Below are 23,287 nucleotides of genomic sequence, written 5' to 3'. Positions count from 1 at the left end.
CTCTCGCATCAGCGCACGTGGATGACGTCACCGGCCCGCACGTCGACGATTTCGTCCCCGCACGCCACCTGCAGCTCGCCGGCGCTGCCGAGGCCCACAGCGGTGCCGAGCAGCTCGCCGTCGGGCAGCTCGACGCGCACCTCGCGGCCGATGGTGGTGAGCGATGCGGCCACCGCTGCGTGCAGCCCCTCCCCGCCCAGGGCCGGCAGCAGCGCATCGAGCGAGCGCAGCATGTGCCACAGCACCGCGTCGGCGAGCACCGGCGCCGTGCCCTCCGCGCCCTCGAGCGTCAGCGACGTGGCCTGCGGCGTCGGCAGCTCGTCGCGCTCGAGGGTCAGGTTCACGCCGAAGCCGACCGCGACCGCGTGCTTGCGCCGCTCGCACAGCACACCGGCGATCTTCCTGCCCTCGATCAGCACGTCGTTGGGCCACTTGATCCCCGCCCGATCGCCCACGAGGGTGTCGAGCGCGTCCGCGAGCGCGAGTCCCGCCGCGAGGGGCATCCAGGCGATGGCGTCGTCGCGCATCCGCCTGGTGTGCACGAGCACCGTCGCCGACAGGCACTTGCCGGCGGGGCTGACCCATTCGCGGCCCAGCCTGCCGCGCCCGGCGCGCTGGTCGAGCGTCGCCCACGTCGTCAGGTGCGCGGCGCGCTCGTCGACGGCATCGAAGGTCGAACCGATCGAATCGAGCTCGACGACCTTCGCGATGCGGGCGGCGCCGGGGAAGAGCATGGCTCAAGGCTAGGCCTCGGCACAGCCCCGGAGGCGCATCGGATGGAGGGGATCGCCAGCGGTTCGGCCGCAGACGCTGTGGGAGTCCACAAAGGCTGCGCATGCGGCGACCTCTAGAGTGGCATCCGTGACCGACGACACCGTGACCCCAGCATCCGAGGCCGCAGTTCCCCTCTCCTCCACCGCCGACCGCATCGCCGACTTGCGCGTGCGCCACCGCGAAGCGGTGACCGACAAGGAAGCCCGGGCCCAGGAGCGCCAGGGCGCCAAGGGCAAGAAGACCGCTCGCGAGCGCATCGAGGAGTTCGTCGACCAGGGCTCCTTCGTCGAGTTCGATGCCTACGTGCGGCACCGCACCACCGCCTTCGGCATGGAGGCGAACCGGCCGTACGGGGATGCGGTGGTCACCGGCATCGGCACGGTGCACGGTCGGCGCGTGGCCGTGTACGCACAGGACTTCACCACCTTCGGCGGCTCGCTCGGCGAGGTCGCGGGCGAGAAGATCATCAAGATCCAGGACTACGCGATGAAGGTGGGCGTGCCCATCGTCGGCATGCTCGACTCTGGCGGCGCGCGCATCCAGGAGGGCGTGGTCGCGCTGGGCAAGTACGGCGAGATCTTCCGCCGCAACACCGCCGCATCCGGCGTCATCCCGCAGATCTCGATCATCATGGGCCCGGCCGCCGGCGGCGCCGTCTACTCCCCCGCCCTCACCGACTTCGTGATCATGGTCGACAAGTCGAGCCACATGTTCGTCACGGGGCCCGACGTCATCAAGACCGTCACGGGCGAGGAGGTCGGCTTCGAGGAGCTCGGCGGCGGCCGCGCCCACAACACCGTCTCTGGCGTCAGCCACTACCTGGCCGCCGACGAGGATGACGCGCTCGACTACGTGCGGGCGCTGCTGGCCTACCTGCCCGACAACAACCAGTCGGAGGTGCCCGCCTACGACCACACCGCCGAGCGGGTCGTCAGCGACGCCGACCGGCGCCTCAACACGATCATCCCCGACTCGCCGAACCAGCCCTACGACGTGCTGGCGATCATCGAGACGCTCATGGACGACCGCGAGTTCCTCGAGGTGCAGCCGCTCTACGCACCCAACATCGTGATCGGCTTCGGCCGCCTGGAGGGCCGCACGGTCGGCGTGATCGCCAACCAGCCCAACGCCATGGCCGGCACGCTCAACATCGAGGCGGGCGAGAAGGCCGCGCGCTTCGTGCGCTTCTGCGACGCGTTCTCCATCCCGATCCTCACGGTCGTCGACGTGCCCGGCTACCTGCCCGGCACTGATCAGGAGTGGTCGGGCGTCATCCGCCGCGGCGCCAAGCTGCTCTACGCCTACGCCGAGGCGACCGTGCCGATGGTGACGGTCATCACGCGCAAGGCCTACGGCGGCGCCTACATCGTGATGGGCTCGAAGCAGCTCGGCGCCGACATCAACATCGCCTGGCCGAGCGCGGAGATCGCGGTGATGGGCGGCCAGGGCGCGGTGAACATCCTCTACCGCAACGAGATCAAGCAGGCGGAGGCCGACGGCCACGACGTCGCCGAGGTGCGCCAGCGACTCGCGAGCGAGTACACCTACAACGTCGCCTCGCCGTTCCTGGCCGCCGAGCGCGGCGAGCTCGACGGCATCATCGAGCCCGCCGAGACGCGCGTGATGATCACGCGCGCCTTCCGCGCCCTGCGCACGAAGCGCGTGCAGCGCCCCGAGCGCAAGCACGGCAACATCCCGATGTGATGACCGTGGACACGAACGGGACGACGCGATGAGCGCGACGCACGCCGACGCATCCGACGAGCCCATGATGCGCGTCGTCAGCGGCTCGCCGACCGCGGAGGAGGCGGCCGCGGTCGAGGCGGTGCTGACGGGCATGGCCGAGGAGTGGGCAGAGACCAAGCACCGGCGCGTGCTCGACGTCGAGAGCGAGTGGCAGGCGAAGTCGCGCACCGAGACCGGCGTGCGCTGGAAGCGCGACTGAGGCACCCCGCCGTCCTCGCCACCGGCTCACCGCTCGGATCCAGACGACCGGCATAGCATCGCGCCATGGCGAGGCTGCGGAGGGCGCAACCGGGGTCGGATGCGGGCATCCGGCGCCGCAGATCGGGGCGCGGCTGGGCCTACCGGCACGACAGCGGGCGCCGCGTCTCGGCTGCCGACCGGGAGCGGGCCGAGTCGCTCGTGGTGCCGCCTGCCTGGAAGGACGTGTGGATCGCCGCCGACCCGCTCGCGCACATCCAGGCGATCGGCGTCGACGACGCGGGGCGCACGCAGTATCTCTACCACCCGCAGTGGCGCGAGCGCCGCGACCGCGCGAAGCATGAGCGCGCGCTCGACCTGGCCGAGGCGCTGCCCGCGATGCGGCGGCGCGTCACGCGAGAGCTCGCGCTCGACGGGCTCCCGCGCGAGCGGGTGCTGGCCGCGGCGCTGCGACTGCTCGATGCGGTCGCGATCCGCGCCGGCGGCGACGCCTACGCCGAGCAGAACGGCTCGCACGGGCTCATGACCCTGCTGTGCAGGCACGCGCGCGTCGCGGACGACGCGGTGCGCCTGCGGTTTCCCGCGAAGTCGGGGCAGCGCTTCGACGTCACGATCGAGGACGGCGAGCTCGCGCGCTGCATCGAGGCGCTGCGGGCCGGGCGCTCTGGGCGCTCGCGGCTGCTGGCGTGGCGCGACGAGCGCGGCTCGCACCCACTGCGCGACGTCGACCTCAACCAGGCGGTGCGGAACGCGACCGGCGGCGAGTTCACCGCGAAGGACTTCCGCACGCTGCACGGCACGATCGTCGCCGCGGTCGCGCTCGCCCGCGCGCGCGACGTCGGCACGCAGGCGGCGCGGCGGCGCGCGGTGAAGGCGGCCGTCGACGAGGTCGCCGAGACGCTCGGCAACACGCCCGCCGTCGCCCGCTCGAGCTACATCGACCCGGAAGTCTTCGAGCGCTTCGAGGCCGGCGCCACCATCGGCCTGCGGGGCTCGCGCGAGCGGGCGCTGCTCGACCTGCTGCGCTGAGCGGCGCCCAGGGCGAAAGGAGTACGGTCGGCGGATGCACGCGATCGTCTCCGGAGCCGGGGTCGCCGGCCTCGCGCTCGCCGGCCGGCTGGCGCTCGACGGCTGGACCGTCGAGATCGTCGAGCGCGCTCCCGGCCCCCGCGCATCCGGGTACCTCATCGACTTCTTCGGGCCCGGCTACGACGCGGCCGAGCGGCTGGGGCTGCTGCCGCGGCTGCGCTCGCGCGCCGAGCACTTCGACGAGCTGCGGAGCGTGGATGCGTCGGGGCGCGTGCGCGGGCGGCTGCCCATCGCGCTCGTCGAGCAGGCGGTCGCCGGCAGGTACATGACCATCCTGCGGCCGCAGATCGTCGCCGCGCTCGCCGAGGCCGTGCCGGACGGGGTGCGGATGCGCTGGGGCACGCAGGTCGAGGCGGTGCACGACGACGGCGCGCACGTGCAGGTGCTGCTCTCGGACGGCGATCGCGTGGAGGCCGATCTGCTGGTGGGCGCCGACGGGGTGGGTTCGCGCGTGCGGCAGCTGGTGTGGGGCACCGCGGGCGGCTTCGTGCGGCCGGTCGGCGACCTGCTCGCGGTGGCGTGGATCGGTGACGACGCAGCCCTGAACGCCGACCTCGAGGGCAAGGTGGCGATGCAGCTCGAACTCGATCGGCAGCTGGTGGTGGCGCCGCTCGGCGAGGAGGGCGTGACCGGCTTCGCGGTGCTGCGGGGCGTTGGCGCGGCGGACGCCCGGCGTGCGGTCGCCGAGCTCGGCGTGCTGGGCCGGCGCGCGGTGCGCGCCGTGCGCGACCCGTACATCGACGAGGTGGCGCAGACGGTGGTCGCGCCGTGGGTGCGAGGACGCACGGTGCTGCTGGGCGACGCGTGCGCGGCGGTGTCGCTGCTGGCCGGCCAGGGCGCGTCGCTCGCGATCGCCGGAGCCGAGCGGCTCGCGGAGGAGCTCGCGTTCGCCAGGCACCCGAGCGACGTCACCGCGGGCCTGGCAGCCTTCGAGCGCGACTGGCGGCCGATCGTCGAGCGCGAGCAGGCGCGCGGGCGGCGAGCGCAGGCGACGTTCGCCCCGCACACGCGGCTCGAGCTCGAGGCGCAGCGAGCGATCTGGAAGGCGGCGGCGATGCCGGGCGTGGCGCAGCTGGTCGCGAAGGCCGCCGGCGGCGTCACGAAGGCGCGCTGACCCTGCGCGGCCCTCGCCGCCCGCGCCGCCCGCGCCGACCGTGGCTACACCCAGCCGCTGCGGCGGGCGATGCCGAGCGCCTCGCTGCGGTTGCGGGCGCCGAGCTTGCCGATCGCGGCCGAGAGGTAGTTGCGCACGGTGCTCTCTGACAGGTGCAGCCCGACGGCGATGTCGGCGATCGTCGCACCGTCGGCACCGCGCACCAGCACCTGCCGCTCACGCTCGCTGAGCGGGTCCGGCCCCGCCGCGAGCGCCTGCGCCGACAGCGCCGGATCGACGACGATGCCGCCGCGCATCACCTCCCGGATCGCGGCGGCGAGCTGCTCGACCGGGTCGTCCTTGACGAGGAAGCCGCTGGCTCCCGCCGCCATCGCGCGCCGCAGGTAGCCGGGGCGGCCGAAGGTGGTGACCATCACCACCCGCACGCCGGGCACCGCCCGCAGCAGCTCATCGATCACGTCGAGGCCGCTGCGGCCGGGCAGCTCGATGTCGAGCAGCACGACGTCGGGCCGCACCCGCTGCGCGGCGGCGATCACCCCGTCGCCGCGTGCGACCTGCGCCACCACCCGCAGGTCGTCCTCGAGCTCGAGCAGGCTCGCGAGCGCCGAGCGCATCATCCCCTGGTCCTCGGCGATCAGGATGGAGATCCGCGCGGTCACGACGCACGCTCCGGATGCGTCGGGCCGGCATCGCTCGGCCCCGGTCGGCCGGGCACCGTCACGGCAAGGCGGAATCCATCCGGCGTCGGGCCTGCCGTGAGCACGCCGCCGAACCGGTCGACCCGCTCGCGCAGGCCGTCGAGGCCGCTGCCGTCCCCGCGGCCGGTGCTGCCGGCGGCCTCGCCGTCGTCCCGGATCTCGATGCGCACGACCTCGCCCTGCGCGGTCACCTCGATCCGGCAGCTGCCCGCGCCGCGGGCATGCCGGAGGACGTTCGTCGTGCCCTCCCGCACGATCCAGCCGAGCAGCGCATCCACCTCGTCCTCCAACCGGGTCTGCGGCAGCTCGGCCCGCAGCGCGATGCCGCGGGTGGCGAGGGCGGAGCGCGCGGTGTCGACGGCGTCTGCGAGCCCGGCGGCCCGGTAGCCGGCGACCACCTGCCGCACCTCGGCGAGGGCGTGGCGCCCGACGGTCTCGATCTCGGCGGCATGCCCGGCGGCTGCGCGCGGGTCGCGCTGCGCCAGGCGGCGCACCGCCTCCGCCTTGACCACGATGACCGAGAGGGTGTGGCCGAGCAGGTCGTGCAGATCGCGCGAGAAGCGCAGGCGCTCCCGCGCGACCGCGGAGTCCGCCAGCCGCTGCTGCAGCCCGCGCAGCCGGCGGGCGAGCTCGATCAGCTGCCGCACCAGGAAGCTCGTCACGCCCGCCATCAGCGTGGCGAAGCCGAGCAGCATGCCGTCCTCGAGCGAGCCCCGCTCGATGCCGAGCGCGGATGCACCGCTGACGGTGAGGCCGACGACCACCCCGAGCGCCACCCGGGGCCGCATGGCGACGGCCGCACCGATCGCCAGCAGCGGGTGGAGGAAGGCGCTGTCGCGCTGCCAGATCGCGAAGTAGGCGATGAACAGCACGATCAGTCCCGCGAAGGCGAGCTCCGCATGCCAGCGCCACCGGTCCCGGAACGGCAGCTGCACCGTCACGGCGTAGGCGGCCCCGAAGCCGAGCAGCGCGAGGGCCCGCGGCCAGTCGAGGTCGATCGCTGCCTGGATCACGGGCCCCGCGAGCAGGATCGGCAGCCAGAGCGTCGGGAACCACGCCCCCGGCCAGCGAGCGATGCGCTCGAGGCCAGGGACGCGCTGCTGATGGGGCAGGACGCGGGTCGCGTCGTGCTGCATGGGCACCTCCGTCGCGCCCACGCTACGCATCGGCCGGGCGGTGCGCGAGGCCGAGGATCACGGTGACCCCGACCACGAGGTGCATCGCCTCGAGCGTCAGCAGCACCGGCAGCGCGCCGCCCATGGCGAGCGGGCCGGCGAGCGAGACGATGAGCACGAGCAGGCCCGCGACCTGCCAGGTCCGCCGACCGGCGGGCCCGAGTCGCTCGAGCAGTGCAAGCAGCGCCCACGCGACGAGGCCCAGGGCGAACGACACGATCGCGACGCTGGCCGGGCCGACGTGCTGGGCGCTCTGCCCGGAGCCGACGACGAGCGTGACGCCCGCGATCGGCACGGCGACTGCCCAGATCGCCGTGGCGAGCAGTGCTGCCAGCACGATGGTGCCGAGACGCCGGAGCCGGCGGCGGCGGCGGGCCTCCCGTGAGGCGAACACGCCCGGTGCGGTCTCTGCGGTGGTGTCGATGTCGATGGTCATCCGGTGCCTCCCTGGGCTGTTCCATTGGGTCGACTTCGACGCTAGGAACGGCGCGGGCGGCGCCCCAGGGTGAGCTGTCCTGTCTCCGACAGGACGGATGTCACATCAGCTGCGGCGGAGGGCCGCCGGGATCAGCTGCGGCGGAAGGCCGCCACCGCTTCGACGTGATGGGTGTGCGGGAACAGATCGAACGCCTCCAGCGAGGCGATCTCCCAGCCGCGCTCGCCGAGCAGCTTCGCGTCGCGCGCGAGCGCCACCGGGTCGCAGGCGACGTAGACGATCTGCGCCGGCTCGAGGTCGGCGATCTGCCCGATCACATCGAGGCCGGCGCCGGCGCGCGGCGGGTCGAGCACGATCAGGCCGTTCGCGAGGCGCTCGCGCTCCGCGCTGCTCGCGCGCTTCGCGAGCTCGCGCAGCCAGCGGTCGACGCGGCCGGTCTCGGCGGTCGCGCCCAGCCACTCGGCGAGGTTCTCGCTGGCGTGGTCGGTCGCGACCTCGTCGCCCTCGACGCTCGTCACGCGGGTGCGCTCGCCGAGCGTCTCAGCCATGGTGGCGGCGAACAGGCCGACGCCGCCGTACAGGTCGAGCGACCAGCCCGCCGGGTCGACGCGGTCGACGTCGATGACGCGCCGCAGCGCATCCGTCAGCACCTGCGGCGCCTTGCGGTGCACCTGCCAGAAGCCCGAGCGGTCGAGCTGGAACTCGCGCTCGCCGACCGTCTCGACGATCGTGTCGGTGCGACCGCGCTCGGGCGCGCCCTCCATCGCGATCACGTCGACCTCGCCGTCGCTCCACTCGACGTAGTCGACCGCGGTGACGCCGCCGAGGCGCTGGTCGAGCTGGGCGGAGAGCTGGATGCCCTCGGTCGCCAGCGGCAGGCTCGTGACGGGCACGACCTCGTGGCTGCGGGGTGCGAAGGGGCCCTGGCGCCCGCGGTCGTCGACGTGCAGGCGCACGCGCGTGCGCCAGCCGAGCCCGCCGCGCTCGACGTCGCCGGGGGCGGCCTTCACCGTCACGTCGCGAGTGATACCGCCGGTGCGCTGCAGCGCGTCCTCGATCACGCGCTGCTTGAGCTCGCGCTGGCGGGCGAGCCGGATGTGGCCGAACTCGGCACCGCCGGCGCGCTCGGCGGGCGAGCGATCGATGGCGGCCTCGGGCCAGACGTGCTCGACGCGGTCGGCGGATGCGTCGACCACCTCGAGCGCGACGGCGACGGCGAACGACTTCTTCACCTCCACGATCTGCGCCCTGACGGTCTCGCCCGGCATGGTGTCGGGCACGAACACGACGCGCCCGCGCTCGCCGTCGACGGCGCCGTGGCGGCCGACGAAGCGGCCTCCGTGGGCGACGTTGTCGATGGTGAGCTCGACGATCTGGCCGTTCTCGAGGGAGGCGGGGTGTGCAGGCATGCGCCCATCCTCCCGCATCCGCCGCTCGCTCAGAGCAGGAACGACCAGAGCAGCACGGCCACGCAGATGAGCAGCATGCCGGTGGCGTTGACGAACAGGTTGCGGCCGAAGTCGCGCGCACGGATGTGGACGGCGATCGCGACGATGAAGTACGCGACCAGGCAGGCGGCGGTCAGCAGACCCAGGTACGGCACCCAGATGCCCGCGATCAGACCGGCGCCGGCGGCGACCTTCAGCCAGGCGAGCAAGCGCCACCAGCGCTTCGGGAAGCGCACGTCCTCCCAGCACCGGGCGATGAACGCGACGGGCCTCCAGCTGATCGCGGCGTCGAACAGACTGATCGCCGCCAGCACGACGACCGGCCAGATGGGATCGGGGAGCAACGACATGGCGCGACCGTACCATACGGTACGGTATGGCAAGAGGGTGCAGAGAGACGCGGCCGGCGGGCGTGGCTACCGGTCACGCACCTCGGGGAAGGGAGTCGGCATGCCCAGCAGGGACGACTGGATCAGCGCGGGATTGGCTGCGCTGGCGAGCGGCGGCGAGCGAGCGGTGCGCATCGACCCGCTCGCCACGGGTCTCGGCGTGACGAAGGGCTCCTTCCACCACCACTTCCGCGGCGCGGGCGACCTGCGGCTGGCCGTGCTGGAGGCGCACGAGCGCGCCCAGCTCGAGCTCGTCGACGCTGTCACGGCCGGGGTCGACGGCCTGGACGCATCCGCCGCGATCGCGCGGCTCGGCGCGCTCATCGCGCAGGTGCCGGAGGACGGACTCGAGCGGGCCGTGCGGGCGTGGGCCGCGAACGACGATGCCGCGAGCGCCGTGCAGCAGCGCGTCGATGCTGCCCGGCTGGCGATGCTCCAGGCGCTGTGGCGGCGGGCCGTGCCGGGCGCGCATGCGCGCACCGCGGCGCTCGTGCCGCTGCTGGCGGTCATCGGCGCGAGCGCGTCGACCGTGGCGACGCGCGCCGATCTCGAGGCGGTGCTGACGATGCTGGCCGACCTCGCGCCGCACGTGCCGCAGGTGGTCGCCGAGCGCTGAGCCGATCTCGACGTGCGAGGTGCGTGCTCGGCGCACGGTGTGCAGCGAACGGACACCTCGCACGTTGAGATCTCGGGACACAGGGCTGACCCGACGGATGCGAGGATCGTCGAGTGCAGCTCATCCTCGCCTCCGCCTCGCCCGCCCGACTCGCGCTCCTGCGCCAGGCGGGCATCGAGCCGATCGTCACCCCCACCGACCTCGACGAGGACTTCCTGATCGCCTCGCATGAGGCTGAGCACGGACCGCTCTCCCCCGCTGACTACGTGCTGCTGCTCGCCCGCGCGAAGGCGGAGGCGCTGCTCGACCAGGACCCGCTCACCGGCTTCGACGGCCTGGTGCTCGGCGGCGACTCATCGCTCGAGCTCGGCGGCGCGATGCTCGGCAAGCCGCACACGCCCGAGCGCGCCCGCGAGCGCTGGCTGGCGCAGCGCGGCCGCTCGGCGACGCTGCACTCCGGGCACTGGATGCTGCGGGTGCACGGTGGGCGGATCCAGGATTCCGCGGGCACCACCACCGCGACGCACCTCGACTTCTCCCCCGACATCGACGATGCCGAGATCGACGCCTACATCGCCACCGGCGAGCCGCTGGAGGTCGCCGGCGCCTTCACGATCGACGGCCGCGGCGCCGCCTTCATCGATCGCATCCAGGGCGACCCGTCGACGGTGGTCGGGATGAGCATCCCCGCTGTGCGCCGGCTCGCTCGCGAGCTCGGCGTCCCCTGGCCCGCGCTCACGCGATGACGCGCGCCATGTGGGTGTGGGTGCATGCGGATGCTCCCCCAGACCCCGGCGCGCTCGGCGCGTTCGCGGCGCGCGAGCGCGTCACCGAGGCGTTCGTGAGCGTGCCGTTGGCCGGTCCGGACCCCGTGACCCGCGCGTGCGCGGCGGCGCTGCGAGAGCACGGGGTGCGCGTTGCCGCGCTCGGCGGCGACCCGTCGTGGGCCGAGCCGCCTGCTCGGCCCGGCGACGATGCCGTCGGCTGGATGCGCCGCGCCACCGCCGATGGCATGTTCGATGCCGTGCACCTGGACATCGAGCCGTGGGATCGCGACGACTGGGTCGGCGGTGAGGAGCGACTGCTGTCGGGACTCGCGCGCGCCGTGCGCGACGTGACCATCGCGACCAGAATGCCGGTCGAGGTCGACATGGCGCCCTGGATCGCCGCTGAGCACCCGAGCGCGTTCGCGGCGATCGCCCGCGCGGCCGACGGCGTGACGCTGATGGCCTACCGCGACCGGGCGCCGGCGATCCTGGCGCTCAGCGCTGCTGCGCGCGCGCTGCTGGCCGAGCAGGGCACGCGGTGGCGACTCGGCGTGGAGACCACGGCGGGGCTGCCCTCGCACGTGACGTTCGCCGACGACGGCCGCGCCGTGCTCGAGCGGGAGCTCGCCGCCGCGGTCGACGCGCTCGACCGCGGCGAGACGTTCGCGGGGGTCGCCGTGCACGACTTCGCCGCGTGGATGCGTCTGCCGGCGTAGACCCGCACCGACGGCGAGTTGAGGTTCTGCGTCCGAGCGAGCCTCAACTCGGACGCAGAACCTCAACTCAGGTGGTCTGCTGCGTCGGGACCGCGCCGGTCTCGGCGAGCTCCTCCTCCAGATCGAGGTCGGTGGCGGCCTGCTCGAACTGCGCGTTCAGCAGTCGCCAGTAGGCGCCCTGCGCAGCGACGAGCGAGTCGTGGTCGCCCTGCTCGACGATGCGGCCGGCCTCCATCACCAGGATGAGGTCGGCGTCGCGGATGGTCGAGAGCCGGTGCGCGATCACGAAGGAGGTGCGGTCGGTGCGCAGCGCCGCCATCGCGTGCTGCAGCAGCAGCTCGGTGCGGGTGTCGACCGACGAGGTGGCCTCGTCGAGGATGAGCACGCTCGGCCGCGCCAGGAAGGCGCGGGCGATCGTGACGAGCTGCTTCTCGCCCGCGGAGAGGTTGGAGGCCTCCTCGTCGATGACGGTGTCGTAGCCGTCGGGCAGCGAGTGCACGAACCGGTCGACGTAAGTCGCCTCGGCGGCCGCGCGGATCTCCTCCTCGGTCGCGTCGGGCCGGGCGTAGGCGATGTTCTCGCGGATCGTGCCCCCGAACAGCCACGTGTCCTGCAGCACCATGCCGGTCTGCGCGCGCAGCGCATCCCTCGTCATCGTCGCCGTGTCGACGCCGTCGAGCGTGATGCGCCCGCCATCCAGCTCGTAGAAGCGCATCAGCAGGTTCACCAGCGTCGTCTTGCCGGCACCGGTGGGCCCGACGATCGCGACCGTCTGACCCGGCTCGACCTCGAGCGAGAGATCCTCGATGAGCGGCCTGTCGGGCGAGTACGAGAAGCGCACGTGCTCGAAGGTCACGCGACCCGAGCCCTCCTCGGGCACGGCACCGCCCGCATCCGACGCCTCGTCATCGGCGTCGAGCAGCTCGAACACCCGCTCGGCGCTCGCCACGCCCGACTGCACCATGGTGATGGTCTGGCCGATCTGGCCCAGGTTCTGCGAGAACTGCTGCGAGTACTGGATGAAGGCCTGCACGTCCCCGACCAGGATCTGGCCGGCCGCGACGAACAGCCCGCCGGCGACGGCGACCAGCACGTAGCCGATGTTGCCGACGAAGGTCATCAGCGGGAACACCAGCCCGGAGATGAACTGCGCCTTGAAGGAGGCGTCGAAGACCGCGTCGTTCTGCTCGGCGAAGCGGGCGCGCACGGCCTGCTCGCGGCCGAACACCTTGACGAGCGCGTGGCCGGCGAACGCCTCCTCGACGATCGCGTTCAGCTTGCCGGTGCGCTTCCACTGCTCCTTGAACAGCCCCTGCGCCGGACCCATGACGACGCCCAGGATGATGCCGGTCAGCGGCACGGCGATGAGCGCGATGAGCGCGAGCCAGACGTTGATCGAGAGCATCATCACGAGCACGCCGACCACCGTCAGGAGCCCGGTGACGACCTGCGACATCGACTGCGACATCGACTGCGAGACGTTGTCGAGGTCGTTCGTGACGCGCGAGAGCAGGTCGCCGCGCTGCATGCGGTCGTAGTACGACAGCGGCAGGCGGTGGATCTTGTGCTCCACGTCGCGCCGCAGGCCCTGCACGGTGCGCTGCACGATGCGGTTGATGACGTAGCCCTGCAGCCACTGGAAGAGGCTGCCCACCAGGTAGATGCCGAGCACGATCAGCAGGATGCCGCCGAGCGCTTCGAAGTCGATGCCCTGGCCGGGCTGCAGATCGGGCATGCGCTCGATCATGTTGGCGAAGTCGTCCTGGCCCTGCTGCCGCAGGCCCTCGACGATCTGCGCCTGGGTGGCGCCGGCGGGCATCTGCCGCTGGATGAAGCCCTGCACGATGATGTTCGTCGCCTCGCCGAGGATCTTCGGCCCCAGCACCACCAGGAAGACCCCGATCGAGCCCAGCGCGAACACCAGCGCCAGCCACCACCGGTAGGGGTGCAGGAGGCCGAGCAGCCGCCTGCCCGAGGACCAGAACGACTTGGCCTTGCCCGGGGGCGGGCCCCAGTCGTCGGCGCCGCGGCGGGCGGCCTCGGCGAGCTCCTCCTCGAGGCGCTCCTCCTCGGTGAGCTCCGGCTCCGGCTTCGCGAACCGCGCCCTGCGTGCCGCGATCTTCTCCTCGCGCGTCAGCTTCTGCTTCACTGCGCCATCCCTCTCAGCCCTGTCCGTGCCGGCGTCGTCCCGCTGCTCGCGTGCCATCTCAGGCCTCCACAGCCATCTGGGAGTCGACGATCTCGCGATACGTCTCGCTGCTCGAGAGCAGCTCGTCATGGGTGCCGGTGGCGACGACCCTGCCGGCCTCGAGCACGACGATGCGGTCGGCGTCGACGATCGTCGAGACGCGCTGGGCGACGACGATCTGGGTGATCTGCCCGACCGACTCGGTCAGCGCCGCCCGCAGGCGCGCATCCGTCGTGAGGTCGAGGGCGGAGAACGAGTCGTCGAACACCAGCACGTCGGGCTCGGCCACGAGCGCCCTCGCGATCGAGAGCCGCTGCCGTTGGCCGCCGGAGACGTTGGTGCCGCCCTGCGCGATGCGGGCGCCGAGCTGGCCGTCCATCTGCTGCACGAAGCCCGCCGCCTGGGCGATCTCGAGCGCGCGCCAGAGCTGCTCGTCGGTGGCCTGCTCGTTGCCGTAGCGCAGGTTCGAAGCGACCGTGCCGCCGAACAGGTAGGGCCGCTGCGGCACGATCGCGATGCCGCGCCACAGCGTCTCGGCGTCGAGCGCCTTCACGTCGGCGCCGCCCACCAGCACCTGGCCGCCGGTGGCGTCGAACAGCCGAGGTATCAGGTTCACCAGCGTGCTCTTGCCGGAGCCGGTGGACCCGATGATCGCGACCGTCTCGCCGGGTGCGGCGCTGAGCGAGACGCCGTCGAGCACCGGCGTGTCAGCGCCCGGGTACTCGAAGACCACGTCGCGCAGCTCGACGGTGCCGGGGGTCGGCATCGCCTCGCCGTGCGCGACCCGGACGATGCTCGACTCGGTCTCGAGCACCTCGCCGATGCGCTTCGCGGACACCGCCGCGCGCGGGATCATGATCGTCATGAAGGTGGCCATCATGACGCCCATCAGGATCTGCATGAGGTACTGCAGGAAGGCCATCATGGTGCCGATCTCAAGCTCGCCCGAGTCGACCAGCCCGGCGCCGAACCAGAGCACCGAGACCGACGAGAACTCGACGATCAGCATGATGATCGGGAACATCAGCACGAAGATGTTGCCGGTGCGCAGCATCGCGTCGGTGACGCCGTCGTTGGCGACCGCGAAGCGCTGCTTCTCGCGCCGCTCCTGCACGAACGCGCGGATGACCCGGATGCCGGTGAGCTGCTCGCGCAGCACCTTGTTGATGGCGTCGATGCGCTCCTGCAGCTGACGGAAGATCGGCACCAGCCGCGTGACCAGGACGACCAGCACGATCACCATCAGCGGCACCGCGACGGCGATCAGCCACGCCAGCGTCGCGTCGGCGCGCACCGCCATGATGACGCCGCCGATCGCGAGCATCGGCGCCGAGAGCAGCATCGTGCAGCTCATCAGGATGAGCATCTGCACCTGCTGCACGTCGTTCGTGTTGCGGGTGATGAGGCTCGCCGCGCCGAACCGCTGCACATCCTGCTCGCTGTAGTCGCCCACCGAGCGGAAGATGTCCGAGCGCAGGTCGCGGCCCGCGCGCATCGCGAGGCGCGAGCCGAACAGGATGGCGAGGATGTTGGCGGCGACCTGGCCGAAGCTGAGGCCGAGCATCAGGAAGCCCAGGCGCCAGATGGTGTCGGTGTCGCCCTTGAGCACGCCGTCGTTGATGATATCGGCGTTGATCGTCGGCAGCATGAGCGACAGCACCGACTGCGCGAACTGGAACACGACGACGAGGATGAGGGGAAGCCAGGATGGCTTCACGTAGCGGACGATGAGCTTCCAGAGCATGGGTCAGGCCTTCTGGTCCTCGAGAGCGGATGCCGGGGTGCCGGCGGGGAGCGGATCTGCGGCCGCGCTCGGCGCGGTCTGGGTGCGGACGATGCCGTGCAGGAGCACCTGCAGGATGTCATCGACCGATGACACGGGGGTCTGCTCACCCCAGTTGGAGGCGGCCGCCCACGCCAGCGTGCGCACGACCTCCGCCGCCACCACCGGCGGCACCCGAAGTTCGTCGCGGAAGGGCACGAAGCGCTCGGCCAGGCGATGCTTGGACGCCTCGAACTCGCCCTTGGCGCCGGCGGCGGCGCGCTGCCCGATCGGGCCGAGCGCCATCACGAGCCGGAAGACGAACTGCATGCGGTCGACGAGCACCCGCAGCGTCCACTCGACCACCTCCTCGAGCGAGTCGAGCGCGGGCAGACCGGACTCGCCGGTCTCGCGCACCGAGAGGTGGAACTCCGCGAGCGCCAGCAGCAGCGACTCCTTGTCGCCGAACGCCTTGAACAGGGTGCCCTCGGCGACCCCTGCTGCGTCGGAGAGCTGACGGGTCGTGATCGCCGCCCCGTGCTCGAGCACGGCGGGCGTCACCGCCTCGATGATCTGGGCGCGCCGGTCGTCGGCGCTCAGCCGAGGGATGGGATTCACGTCGATGACTATAGATGAGTGAGCGCTCACTCACCAACTGGGGACGGCATGCTGCGCCGCGGTATCGCGATGTCGAGCCGCCGCGGGCATTCCCGTGAGGGTCAGGCGTCGGGATGGCGACGACGACGGCCGCCGTGCTGCCAGCCGTCGACGGAGCGCTCGATCACGTCCTGCGCGGTCTCGAGCAGATCCTGCACGAGCGCGCTCCAGTCGGTGCCGTCCCGGCGAAAGGCCGTACCGCTCTGCGCGGAGCGCGCGCTGCGCTCGGCGGTCTCGAACGCACGCGCCGCCGCGCGCACGGCGTCGCGATACGCCGCGAACTCGGCCGGCGCCATGCGCACGCGGGTGGTCGCGGGCCGCAGCTCGATCGCCTGCCGCTGCAGGCGCAGGAACTCCCGCAGCACGGGCGACGACGGATCGCTCATCGCCGGGTACTCGATCGCCTGCGCGGGGTCGGTCTCGTACGCGATCCAGCGCTGCGTCAGCGCGTCGTGCTCCGCCCGCAGCCGCGCGAGCGGCATGGCCTCCAGCGGCGCCGAGCTGGCGGGGATCGTCGCCCGGGCGGCCGCCAGCGACGCGCGGCGCGCGCGCAGCTCGGCGACCGCCGCCTTGCCCTGCCGCTGGGCCTGCTGCAGGCGCCGCTTCGCCTCCGGCACCGCCCCGGCACCGCCGTGGCCGCTCTCGCGGTCGGCCTGGGTGCGCAGCACCTCCGCGCTCGCCACCTTCACCTGCGCGCGCGTGCGGACGACGGCGCGCTGCGCCTGACGGAGATCATGGCGCGCCGCATCGACCGCCAGTCGACGCCCGGCGGGCTCCCGCACGCGCTGCACGGCCCAGCCGAGACCGCCCGCGCCAGCCCCGGCAGGGGCGACCCACCACCAGTCCGCGAGCAGCACCAGCATCGCGTCCACCCGCTCATGCTAGAGCGCACGCGCCGCGACCGGCCAGGCCGGCATGCGCCCCCGATGCCGCGCGACTGTGGGATTCGGCAACGGAACCCGCGACTTCTGTGTGCCGACCGCACGCATCCGTCATGCTTGGACGCCTAGGCTGAGGAACCATGCCCCGCATCACGAAGGTCCTGATCGCCAACCGCGGTGAGATCGCTGTCCGCATCATCCGAGCCGCGCGCGACGCCGGCCTCGGGTCGGTCGCCGTCTACGCCGACCCCGATCGCGACGCCCAGCACGCGCAGCTGGCCGACGAGGCCTACGCGCTCAACGGCTCCACCAGCGCCGAGAGCTACCTCGTGATCGACAAGATCCTCTCCGTCGCACGGCGCTCGGGGGCGGATGCGGTGCACCCCGGCTACGGGTTCCTGGCAGAGAACGCGGAGTTCGCGCGCGCGGTGATCGAGGCGGGCCTGATCTGGATCGGGCCGAGCCCCGAGGCGATCGAGCAACTGGGCGACAAGGTCTCGGCGCGACACATCGCCGAGTCGGTCGGCGCACCGCTCGCGCCGGGCACCATCGAGCCGGTCTCCGGCGCCGCGGAGGTGCTCGAGTTCGTCGACGAGTTCGGCCTGCCGGTGGCCATCAAGGCGGCCTTCGGTGGCGGCGGGCGCGGCCTCAAGGTGGCCTTCACGCGCGACGAGGTCGCGCAGCAGTTCGATTCCGCCACCCGCGAGGCGGTCGCCGCCTTCGGTCGCGGTGAGTGCTTCGTCGAGAAGTACCTCGACAAGCCGCGCCACGTCGAGACGCAGTGCCTCGCCGACGCGCACGGCAACGTGGTCGTCGTCTCCACCCGCGACTGCTCGTTGCAGCGGCGCCACCAGAAGCTCGTCGAGGAGGCGCCCGCGCCCTTCATCACCGCCGAGCAGGACGCCGAGCTGCGCCGGGCGTCGAAGGAGATCCTGCGCGCCGCGAAGTACGTCGGTGCCGGCACCTGCGAGTTCCTGATCGGCGCCGACGGCACCATCTCATTCCTCGAGGTGAACACCCGCCTGCAGGTCGAGCACCCGGTGACCGAGGAGGTCTCCGGCATCGACCTGGTGCGCGAGCAGTTCCGCATCGCCGAGGGCGAGGAGCTCGGCTACGACGACCCCGAGGTGCGCGGCCACTCGATCGAGTTCCGCATCAACGGCGAGGACGCCGGCGCCGGCTTCATGCCGCAGCCCGGCCCGGTGCGCATCTTCCGCGCGCCCACCGGCCCCGGCGTGCGCGTCGACACCGGCGTCGTCGCCGGCGATGTGATCGGCGGCAACTTCGACTCCATGCTCGCGAAGCTCATCGTCACCGGGCGCGACCGCGCCGAGGCGCTCGAGCGCTCGCGCCGGGCGCTGGCGGAGTTCGAGGTGGAGGGGCTGCCGACCGTGCTGCCGTTCCACCGGGCGATCGTCGACGACCCCGCCTTCGCCCCCGAGGGAAACACGCCCTTCTCGATCTACACGTCGTGGATCGAGACCGAGTTCGACAACGACATCCCCGCGTGGGGCGGCGAGCCGGGCGAGCTGGGCGGCCCGGAAGCGCGCCGCACCGTGGTGGTCGAGAGCGACGGCAAGCGCATCGCCGTGTCGATGCCGAAGCGGCTCTTCTCCGACACGAAGGACGCGAAGGGCCCGGCGCCGCGCCGCACCCGCCGCGCCCTCGACGGCGGAGCGGGCTCCGGCTCGATCGTCTCGCCGATGCAGGCGACAGTCGTCAAGGCTCCCGTGCAGGTGGGCGACCGGGTGGTCGCCGGCGACCTGCTCGTCGTGCTCGAGGCGATGAAGATGGAGCAGCCGCTGTCCTCCCCCATCGACGGCACCGTCGCTGCCATCGATGCACCGGTCGGCAAGACGGTGCCCTCCGGCCACCACCTGGTGACGATCGCGCCCGACGCGTAGGCCGGCGCGCGGGCTCGGCGCACCCCCGCGCCGAGTGCCGACGGCGGGCGGCGCAGCGCGCTGCTGTCAGTCCGCGTCGAAGCGGTGCATCGCCCGCGCGGCGTCGCTGATCGAGCCCGCCAGCGACGGGAACACCGGGAAGACCCGTGCGAGCTGGTCGACGGTCAGGCGGTGCTCCATCGCCATCGTGACCGGGAAGATCAGCTCCGAGGCCTTCGGCGCCACGATGACGCCGCCGATGACCGTGCCGGAGCCGGTGCGGGCGAAGAGCTTCACGAAGCCGTCCTCGACGCCCATCATCTTGGCGCGCGCGTTGGTCGAGAGGTCGATGCGGTAGACCTCGCCCTGCGCGACGCCGTCCTCGATCTGCTTCTGCGTCCAGCCGACGGTGGCGATCTCGGGCTGCGTGAAGATGTTCGACGCGACCGTGCGCATCGAGATCGGGGTGACGGCGTCGCCGAGCGCGTGGAACATCGCGGTGCGGCCCTGCATCGAGGCCACCGAGGCCAGCGGCATGGCATCGGCGCAGTCGCCGACGGCGTAGACGTTCGGCAGGTTCGTGCGGGCGACCCGGTTCACCAGGATGTGGCCGGACTCTGCCATCTCCAGGCCGGCCTCCTCGAGGCCGATGCCGGCGGTGTTCGGCACCGAGCCGACCGCCATCAGGCAGTGCGAGCCCTCCACCGTGCGGCCGTCGGTGAGCGTCACCACGACGCCCGTCTCCGTGCGCTCGACCTTCTCGGCGCGCGACTTCGACAGCACCCGCATGCCCTGCCGGCGGAAGACGTCCTCGATGACCTGCGCCGCGTCGGCGTCCTCGCCGGGCAGCACCTGGTCGCGGCTGGAGACCAGCGAGACCTCTGCGCCGATGTGGCTGTAGGCGCTCGCGAACTCGGCACCGGTGACGCCGGAGCCGACGACGATCAGGTGCTCGGGCACCTCCTCGAGCGAGTACAGCTGCGTCCAGGTGAGGATGCGCTCGCCGTCGGGCATCGCCGAGGGCAGCTGGCGCGGCGTCGCGCCGACCGAGACGACGATCGTGTCGGCCTCGAACTCGTCGAAGTCGTCGCCCTGCCTGCCGGTCGAGACGACCACGCGACCGGGGCCGTCCAGGCGCCCCTCGCCCTGCACGATGGTGACGCCGGCCTTCTCGAGATCGGCCTTCATGTCGAGCGACTGCTTCGCGGCGAGCGAGAGCAGCCGGCGGTTCACGGCCCGCAGGTTGACGACCACCTCCGGCTTCTGCGGCCTGCCGGCGTCGCCGCGCACCGAGAACTGCACGCCCAGCTGGCTGGCGTCGCGGATCGCCGCGGCCGACTCCGCGGTAGCGATGAGCGACTTGGAGGGCACCACGTCGGTGAGGATGGCGCTGCCGCCCACGCCGGTGCGCTCGATGAGCGTCACCTGCGCCCCCAGCTGCGCGCCCGCCAGGGCCGCCTCATAGCCGCCGGGTCCGCCGCCGATGATCACTACGCGCTGCTTGCGCTCGAATGCACTCACGCGCTCCATCATCCCGCATCCGCGCGCGGTGGAGCTCCAAGGCGGAGGGCCTTTCGGCCCTCCGCCGCGACCCCAGCGCCGGGACCCGTCCCGGGTCCCGGTATTCAGCAGGCGTTCCTCGTCAGCCGGCGCGCCGCTCGTGGACGGTCGACGACAGGCTCGTGCCGTTCACCTCGAGGTACAGCTCGCGCTCCATCACCGAGACCGACATGGTCGTCCGCCGCGCGATCGCGCCGGCGACGGCGTCGATGAACCCCTCGTCGAACCAGACCAGCCGCACCTCCTCGGCCTGGTGGATGCGCTTGCCCGACCAGCGGGCGGCGACCTTCTCGGGGTCGCGGTGCGTGTAGACGGCGGTGCGCTCGGCGGCCATGCTGCCGCGATGCACGCGCTCGGCCTCCGGCGCGCCCACCTCGATCCACGCGGTCAGCGCGCCGGTGAGGTCGCGCGCCAGCACCGCCGGCTCATCCGCACCGGAGATGCCCTCGCCGAACGCGATGCCCTCCTCGTGCTCGAGGCACAGCGCGAGCAGGCGCGTGGCCATGAAGGCCGTCGTCTCCGACGGGTGCTGCGCGACCCGCAGCGACAGCTGCTCGTACACGCCGCGATCGACGTCCGAGAGCTGCACGTCGAAGGTGTGGATGGTCGCGCCCATAGCCATGCCCCTCAGCGTAAGCGCCCTAGAGTGGGCGCCATGACGCACCCGCTCGACCCGCCAGCAGACCCGCGCGAGGTGGCCCAGCAGGCCGCCGCCGACATCCGCCGCATCACCGGCGTCGACCAGCACGACATCGCCCTCACCTTGGGCTCGGGCTGGGCGAAGGCCGCCGACCTGATCGGCGAGACCACGCACACGATCCCCGCCACCGAGGTGACGGGCTTCTCGAAGCCCGCCCTCGAGGGTCACGTCGGCACCATCCGGTCGGTGCTCACCGACGACGGCCGGCGCGCGCTCGTGATCGGCGCCCGCACCCACTACTACGAGGGCCACGGGGTGCGCCGCGTGGTGCACTCGGTGCGCACCGCGGCCGCGGCAGGCGCATCCGTCATGGTGCTCACGAACGGCGCCGGGGGCATCAAGCCGCACTGGAAGCCCGGCCAGCCGGTGCTCATCAGCGATCACCTCAACCTCACCGCCGACTCCCCGCTCGAGGGCGCCACCTTCGTCGACCTCACCGACCTCTACTCGCCGCGGCTGCGCGACGTGGCGCGCACGGTGGATGCGTCGCTCGACGAGGGCGTGTACGTGCAGTTCCGCGGCCCCCACTACGAGACGCCCGCCGAGGTGCAGATGGCGAAGGCGATCGGCGGCCACATCTGCGGCATGTCGACCGCGCTCGAGGCGATCGCCGCCCGCGAGGCCGGCATGGAGGTGCTGGGACTGAGCCTGATCACCAACCTCGCCGCCGGCATCCAGACGACGCCGCTGTCGCACCAGGAGGTCATCGAGGCGGGCCGCGAGGCAGAGGGGCGCCTGGGCCGGCTGCTGGCCGACGTGGTCGCGGCGATCGGCGACGAGGCATGAGCAGCGCGCTCGAGCAGGCCCGCGCCTGGGCGGCAGGCGACCCCGACGGCGAGACCCGCGCGGCGCTGGAGGCGACCATCGCGGCCGCCGAGGCGGGCGACCAGGCCGCCCGGGCCGAGGTGGCGGATGCGTTCAGCGGGCGACTGCAGTTCGGCACGGCCGGGCTGCGGGGCCGGATGGGCCCGGGGCCGAATCGCATGAACCGCGTCGTCGTGCAGCAGGCCTCCGCGGGCCTCGCCGACTTCCTCGTGGACCGGGAGCCGCATCCGTCCGTCGTCATCGGCTGGGACGGCCGGCTCGGCTCGCAGGCGTTCGCGCGCGACGCCGCCGAGGTGTTCGCCGGCCGCGGGGTGCGGGCGATCCTGCTGCCGCGGCTGCTGCCGACCCCGGTCGCCGCGTTCGCGGTGCGGCACCTGGGTGCCAGCGCGGGCGTGATGGTGACCGCGAGCCACAACCCGCCCGCCGACAACGGCTACAAGGTCTACCTGGGCGGCGATGACGAGGGCAGCCAGATCGTGCCGCCGGTGGACGGCGAGATCGCCGCCCGGATCGAGCAGGCCGCCGCGACGCCCGTGGCCGACTACCCGCGCGGCGAGGCGGAGGTGGCGGGCGACGGCGTCTGGCGGGCCTACGTCGAGGCCACGGCCGCTGTCGGCCAGGCGGATCAGGGCATGCAGGGGGCCACCGGGCCCAGGGTGGTCTACACGCCGATGCACGGCGTGGGTCTCGAGACGGTCGAGGCGGTGCTCGCAGAGGCCGGCTTCCCGCCGGTCATCCCGGTGCCCGAGCAGGCGCGGCCGGACGGCGCCTTCCCCACGGTCGACTTCCCCAATCCGGAGGAGCCCGGCGCGCTCGACCTCGCGATGGCGCTCGCCACCGCAGAGCAGGCGGAGCTCATCGTCGCCAACGACCCCGACGCCGACCGGCTCGCGGTGGCGGTGCCCGACGACGGCGCGACCGGCTGGCGCATGCTCACCGGCAACGAGGTCGGGCTGCTGCTGGGCTGGGACGCCGCGCGCTCCGCGCGCGGGCAGGGCGTGCTCGCAGCCTCCATCGTCTCGTCCCCCGGCCTGGGGGTGATCGCCGACGCGCACGGGCTCGAGTTCGTGCAGACGCTCACCGGCTTCAAGTGGGTCTCGCGCGTGCCTGGCCTGACCTACGGCTACGAGGAGGCGCTCGGCTACCTCGTCAACCCCGGCACGGTGCGCGACAAGGACGGCATCTCGGCGCTCGTGCGCCTGCTGACGCTCGCGAGCGAGCTGCACGAGCGCGGCTCGTCGCTCTCGGAGGAGCTGCTGGCGCTCGCCGGCGAGTTCGGCGCCTTCGAGTCCGGTCAGGTGAGCGTGCGCGTGACCGACCTCGCGCGCATCCCGGCGATCATGGCGGCGCTGCGCGCGCAGCCGCCGACCGAGCTCGCCGGTGCCCGGGTGACCGCCGCCGACGACCTCGCCCTGCCCGAGCACGGCGAGATCGGCGACATCCTGCGCTTCACGCTCGACGACGGTTCGCGCGTGATGGTGCGGCCCAGTGGCACCGAGCCGAAGGTGAAGGTCTACATCGACGCGACGAGCGCCGACGGCCCTCCCGCGCAGCGCATCCGCTCGGCCCGTGAGCGCGTCGAGGCGCTGTCCGAGGCGATGCGACCGCTGCTCGCGTAGCCCGTGCAGCGGCGGCCGCCGCGTGCGACAGACTGGTCGGCGGAGC

At 72.7% G+C, this 23,287-nt stretch carries 22 protein-coding genes; 10 read left to right on the top strand and 12 right to left on the bottom strand.

Annotated features, from left to right (window positions below; all coding sequences use genetic code 11):
• Positions 1-8: 8 nt before the first annotated feature.
• A complete protein-coding gene (locus tag BM288_RS08615) occupies positions 9-734 on the bottom strand; it encodes a biotin--[acetyl-CoA-carboxylase] ligase (protein WP_092917983.1) in 726 nt (241 codons plus the stop codon).
• Between the two features lie 127 nt (positions 735-861).
• Here BM288_RS08615 and BM288_RS08610 point away from each other — a divergent pair, with 127 nt between their 5' ends.
• The 4 genes from BM288_RS08610 (at position 862) to BM288_RS08595 (ending at position 4,921) form a co-directional block, all read left to right on the top strand.
• On the top strand, positions 862-2,478 hold the full coding sequence (locus BM288_RS08610) for an acyl-CoA carboxylase subunit beta (RefSeq protein ID WP_318255443.1): 1,617 nt from the start codon (positions 862-864) through the stop codon (positions 2,476-2,478).
• 28 nt (positions 2,479-2,506) lie between these two features.
• Complete coding sequence (locus BM288_RS08605; RefSeq protein WP_092917981.1) at positions 2,507-2,719, top strand: acyl-CoA carboxylase epsilon subunit; 213 nt, start codon at positions 2,507-2,509, stop codon at positions 2,717-2,719.
• 65 nt (positions 2,720-2,784) lie between these two features.
• Positions 2,785-3,747, top strand: coding sequence for a DNA topoisomerase IB (locus BM288_RS08600; protein ID WP_092917979.1), 963 nt, complete (start codon positions 2,785-2,787; stop codon positions 3,745-3,747).
• Between the two features lie 34 nt (positions 3,748-3,781).
• Positions 3,782-4,921 carry an FAD-dependent monooxygenase gene (locus BM288_RS08595; protein ID WP_092917977.1) on the top strand — a complete coding sequence of 380 codons (1,140 nt, stop codon included), beginning with the start codon at positions 3,782-3,784 and terminating at the stop codon, positions 4,919-4,921.
• 44 nt (positions 4,922-4,965) lie between these two features.
• On the opposite strand, the gene BM288_RS08590 is transcribed toward BM288_RS08595, so the two are convergent.
• The 5 genes from BM288_RS08590 to BM288_RS08570 form a co-directional block, all read right to left on the bottom strand.
• Positions 4,966-5,580 (bottom strand): response regulator transcription factor, encoded by a 615-nt coding sequence (locus tag BM288_RS08590; RefSeq protein WP_318255442.1) that lies wholly within the window; start codon positions 5,578-5,580, stop codon positions 4,966-4,968.
• Positions 5,577-6,755, bottom strand: a complete 1,179-nt coding sequence (locus tag BM288_RS08585) for a sensor histidine kinase (RefSeq protein ID WP_177220319.1) — start codon at positions 6,753-6,755, stop codon at positions 5,577-5,579. Before BM288_RS08585 ends, BM288_RS08590 begins: the two co-directional genes overlap by 4 nt.
• A gap of 22 nt (positions 6,756-6,777) precedes the next feature.
• Positions 6,778-7,230, bottom strand: coding sequence for a DUF6069 family protein (locus tag BM288_RS08580; RefSeq protein WP_092917973.1), 453 nt, complete (start codon positions 7,228-7,230; stop codon positions 6,778-6,780).
• A gap of 131 nt (positions 7,231-7,361) precedes the next feature.
• Positions 7,362-8,639 carry a class I SAM-dependent RNA methyltransferase gene (locus BM288_RS08575; RefSeq protein ID WP_092917971.1) on the bottom strand — a complete coding sequence of 426 codons (1,278 nt, stop codon included), beginning with the start codon at positions 8,637-8,639 and terminating at the stop codon, positions 7,362-7,364.
• 29 nt (positions 8,640-8,668) lie between these two features.
• The gene (locus tag BM288_RS08570) at positions 8,669-9,028 is read right to left on the bottom strand and encodes a DoxX family protein (protein WP_092917969.1); all 360 of its coding nucleotides are present in this window, start codon (positions 9,026-9,028) and stop codon (positions 8,669-8,671) included.
• Positions 9,029-9,128: 100 nt separating this feature from the next.
• Here BM288_RS08570 and BM288_RS08565 point away from each other — a divergent pair, with 100 nt between their 5' ends.
• The 3 genes from BM288_RS08565 to BM288_RS08555 all read left to right on the top strand — a co-directional run bounded on the left by BM288_RS08565 (position 9,129) and on the right by BM288_RS08555 (position 11,166).
• On the top strand, positions 9,129-9,683 hold the full coding sequence (locus BM288_RS08565) for a TetR/AcrR family transcriptional regulator (protein WP_143103070.1): 555 nt from the start codon (positions 9,129-9,131) through the stop codon (positions 9,681-9,683).
• Positions 9,684-9,796: 113 nt separating this feature from the next.
• Positions 9,797-10,429: a Maf family protein gene (locus BM288_RS08560; protein ID WP_092917965.1), complete on the top strand. Its 633-nt coding sequence runs from the start codon at positions 9,797-9,799 to the stop codon at positions 10,427-10,429.
• On the top strand, positions 10,426-11,166 hold the full coding sequence (locus BM288_RS08555; RefSeq protein WP_092917963.1) for a hypothetical protein: 741 nt from the start codon (positions 10,426-10,428) through the stop codon (positions 11,164-11,166). Before BM288_RS08560 ends, BM288_RS08555 begins: the two co-directional genes overlap by 4 nt.
• A gap of 67 nt (positions 11,167-11,233) precedes the next feature.
• On the opposite strand, the gene BM288_RS08550 is transcribed toward BM288_RS08555, so the two are convergent.
• The 4 genes from BM288_RS08550 to BM288_RS08535 all read right to left on the bottom strand — a co-directional run bounded on the left by BM288_RS08550 (position 11,234) and on the right by BM288_RS08535 (position 16,645).
• Complete coding sequence (locus BM288_RS08550; protein WP_092917961.1) at positions 11,234-13,372, bottom strand: ABC transporter ATP-binding protein; 2,139 nt, start codon at positions 13,370-13,372, stop codon at positions 11,234-11,236.
• A 1-nt stretch (position 13,373) separates the two neighbouring features.
• Positions 13,374-15,098, bottom strand: a complete 1,725-nt coding sequence (locus tag BM288_RS08545; RefSeq protein WP_092917959.1) for an ABC transporter ATP-binding protein — start codon at positions 15,096-15,098, stop codon at positions 13,374-13,376.
• A 3-nt stretch (positions 15,099-15,101) separates the two neighbouring features.
• On the bottom strand, positions 15,102-15,734 hold the full coding sequence (locus BM288_RS08540) for a TetR/AcrR family transcriptional regulator (protein ID WP_177220318.1): 633 nt from the start codon (positions 15,732-15,734) through the stop codon (positions 15,102-15,104).
• Positions 15,735-15,835: 101 nt separating this feature from the next.
• Positions 15,836-16,645 (bottom strand): hypothetical protein, encoded by an 810-nt coding sequence (locus tag BM288_RS08535; protein WP_092917955.1) that lies wholly within the window; start codon positions 16,643-16,645, stop codon positions 15,836-15,838.
• 149 nt (positions 16,646-16,794) lie between these two features.
• Here BM288_RS08535 and BM288_RS08530 point away from each other — a divergent pair, with 149 nt between their 5' ends.
• A complete protein-coding gene (locus tag BM288_RS08530; RefSeq protein WP_092917953.1) occupies positions 16,795-18,558 on the top strand; it encodes an acetyl/propionyl/methylcrotonyl-CoA carboxylase subunit alpha in 1,764 nt (587 codons plus the stop codon).
• 66 nt (positions 18,559-18,624) lie between these two features.
• Here the strand turns inward: BM288_RS08530 and BM288_RS08525 are convergent, their stop codons facing one another.
• Positions 18,625-20,067 carry an NAD(P)H-quinone dehydrogenase gene (locus tag BM288_RS08525; protein WP_092919017.1) on the bottom strand — a complete coding sequence of 481 codons (1,443 nt, stop codon included), beginning with the start codon at positions 20,065-20,067 and terminating at the stop codon, positions 18,625-18,627.
• 112 nt (positions 20,068-20,179) lie between these two features.
• Entirely contained in the window at positions 20,180-20,719 is a 540-nt protein-coding gene (locus BM288_RS08520; RefSeq protein WP_092917951.1) for a YaeQ family protein, read from the bottom strand.
• A gap of 33 nt (positions 20,720-20,752) precedes the next feature.
• On the opposite strand from BM288_RS08520, the gene BM288_RS08515 reads away from it, so the two are divergent.
• Positions 20,753-21,583: a purine-nucleoside phosphorylase gene (locus BM288_RS08515; protein WP_092917949.1), complete on the top strand. Its 831-nt coding sequence runs from the start codon at positions 20,753-20,755 to the stop codon at positions 21,581-21,583.
• Entirely contained in the window at positions 21,580-23,241 is a 1,662-nt protein-coding gene (locus tag BM288_RS08510) for a phospho-sugar mutase (protein WP_092917947.1), read from the top strand. Before BM288_RS08515 ends, BM288_RS08510 begins: the two co-directional genes overlap by 4 nt.
• Positions 23,242-23,287: the final 46 nt, after the last annotated feature.

This window comes from Agrococcus baldri, assembly GCA_900114805.1.
Lineage (GTDB): Bacteria > Actinomycetota > Actinomycetes > Actinomycetales > Microbacteriaceae > Agrococcus > Agrococcus baldri.
The sequence above is the reverse complement of the archived record's forward strand: the minus strand, read 5'-3'. Positions and strand labels throughout refer to the sequence as shown.

Bases quoted from the DNA above. Each gene is read 5' to 3' on its own strand.
- BM288_RS08600 (WP_092917979.1), top strand. From the start codon at position 2,785: ATGGCGAGGCTGCGGAGGGCGCAACCGGGGTCGGATGCGGGCATCCGG.
- BM288_RS08580 (WP_092917973.1), bottom strand. From the start codon at position 7,230: ATGACCATCGACATCGACACCACCGCAGAGACCGCACCGGGCGTGTTC.
- BM288_RS08615 (WP_092917983.1), bottom strand. From the start codon at position 734: ATGCTCTTCCCCGGCGCCGCCCGCATCGCGAAGGTCGTCGAGCTCGAT.
- BM288_RS08550 (WP_092917961.1), bottom strand. From the start codon at position 13,372: ATGGCACGCGAGCAGCGGGACGACGCCGGCACGGACAGGGCTGAGAGG.
- BM288_RS08520 (WP_092917951.1), bottom strand. From the start codon at position 20,719: ATGGCTATGGGCGCGACCATCCACACCTTCGACGTGCAGCTCTCGGAC.
- BM288_RS08510 (WP_092917947.1), top strand. From the start codon at position 21,580: ATGAGCAGCGCGCTCGAGCAGGCCCGCGCCTGGGCGGCAGGCGACCCC.
- BM288_RS08595 (WP_092917977.1), top strand. From the start codon at position 3,782: ATGCACGCGATCGTCTCCGGAGCCGGGGTCGCCGGCCTCGCGCTCGCC.
- BM288_RS08555 (WP_092917963.1), top strand. From the start codon at position 10,426: ATGACGCGCGCCATGTGGGTGTGGGTGCATGCGGATGCTCCCCCAGAC.
- BM288_RS08575 (WP_092917971.1), bottom strand. From the start codon at position 8,639: ATGCCTGCACACCCCGCCTCCCTCGAGAACGGCCAGATCGTCGAGCTC.
- BM288_RS08515 (WP_092917949.1), top strand. From the start codon at position 20,753: ATGACGCACCCGCTCGACCCGCCAGCAGACCCGCGCGAGGTGGCCCAG.
- BM288_RS08605 (WP_092917981.1), top strand. From the start codon at position 2,507: ATGAGCGCGACGCACGCCGACGCATCCGACGAGCCCATGATGCGCGTC.
- BM288_RS08585 (WP_177220319.1), bottom strand. From the start codon at position 6,755: ATGCAGCACGACGCGACCCGCGTCCTGCCCCATCAGCAGCGCGTCCCT.
- BM288_RS08530 (WP_092917953.1), top strand. From the start codon at position 16,795: ATGCCCCGCATCACGAAGGTCCTGATCGCCAACCGCGGTGAGATCGCT.
- BM288_RS08565 (WP_143103070.1), top strand. From the start codon at position 9,129: ATGCCCAGCAGGGACGACTGGATCAGCGCGGGATTGGCTGCGCTGGCG.
- BM288_RS08525 (WP_092919017.1), bottom strand. From the start codon at position 20,067: ATGGAGCGCGTGAGTGCATTCGAGCGCAAGCAGCGCGTAGTGATCATC.
- BM288_RS08570 (WP_092917969.1), bottom strand. From the start codon at position 9,028: ATGTCGTTGCTCCCCGATCCCATCTGGCCGGTCGTCGTGCTGGCGGCG.
- BM288_RS08545 (WP_092917959.1), bottom strand. From the start codon at position 15,098: ATGCTCTGGAAGCTCATCGTCCGCTACGTGAAGCCATCCTGGCTTCCC.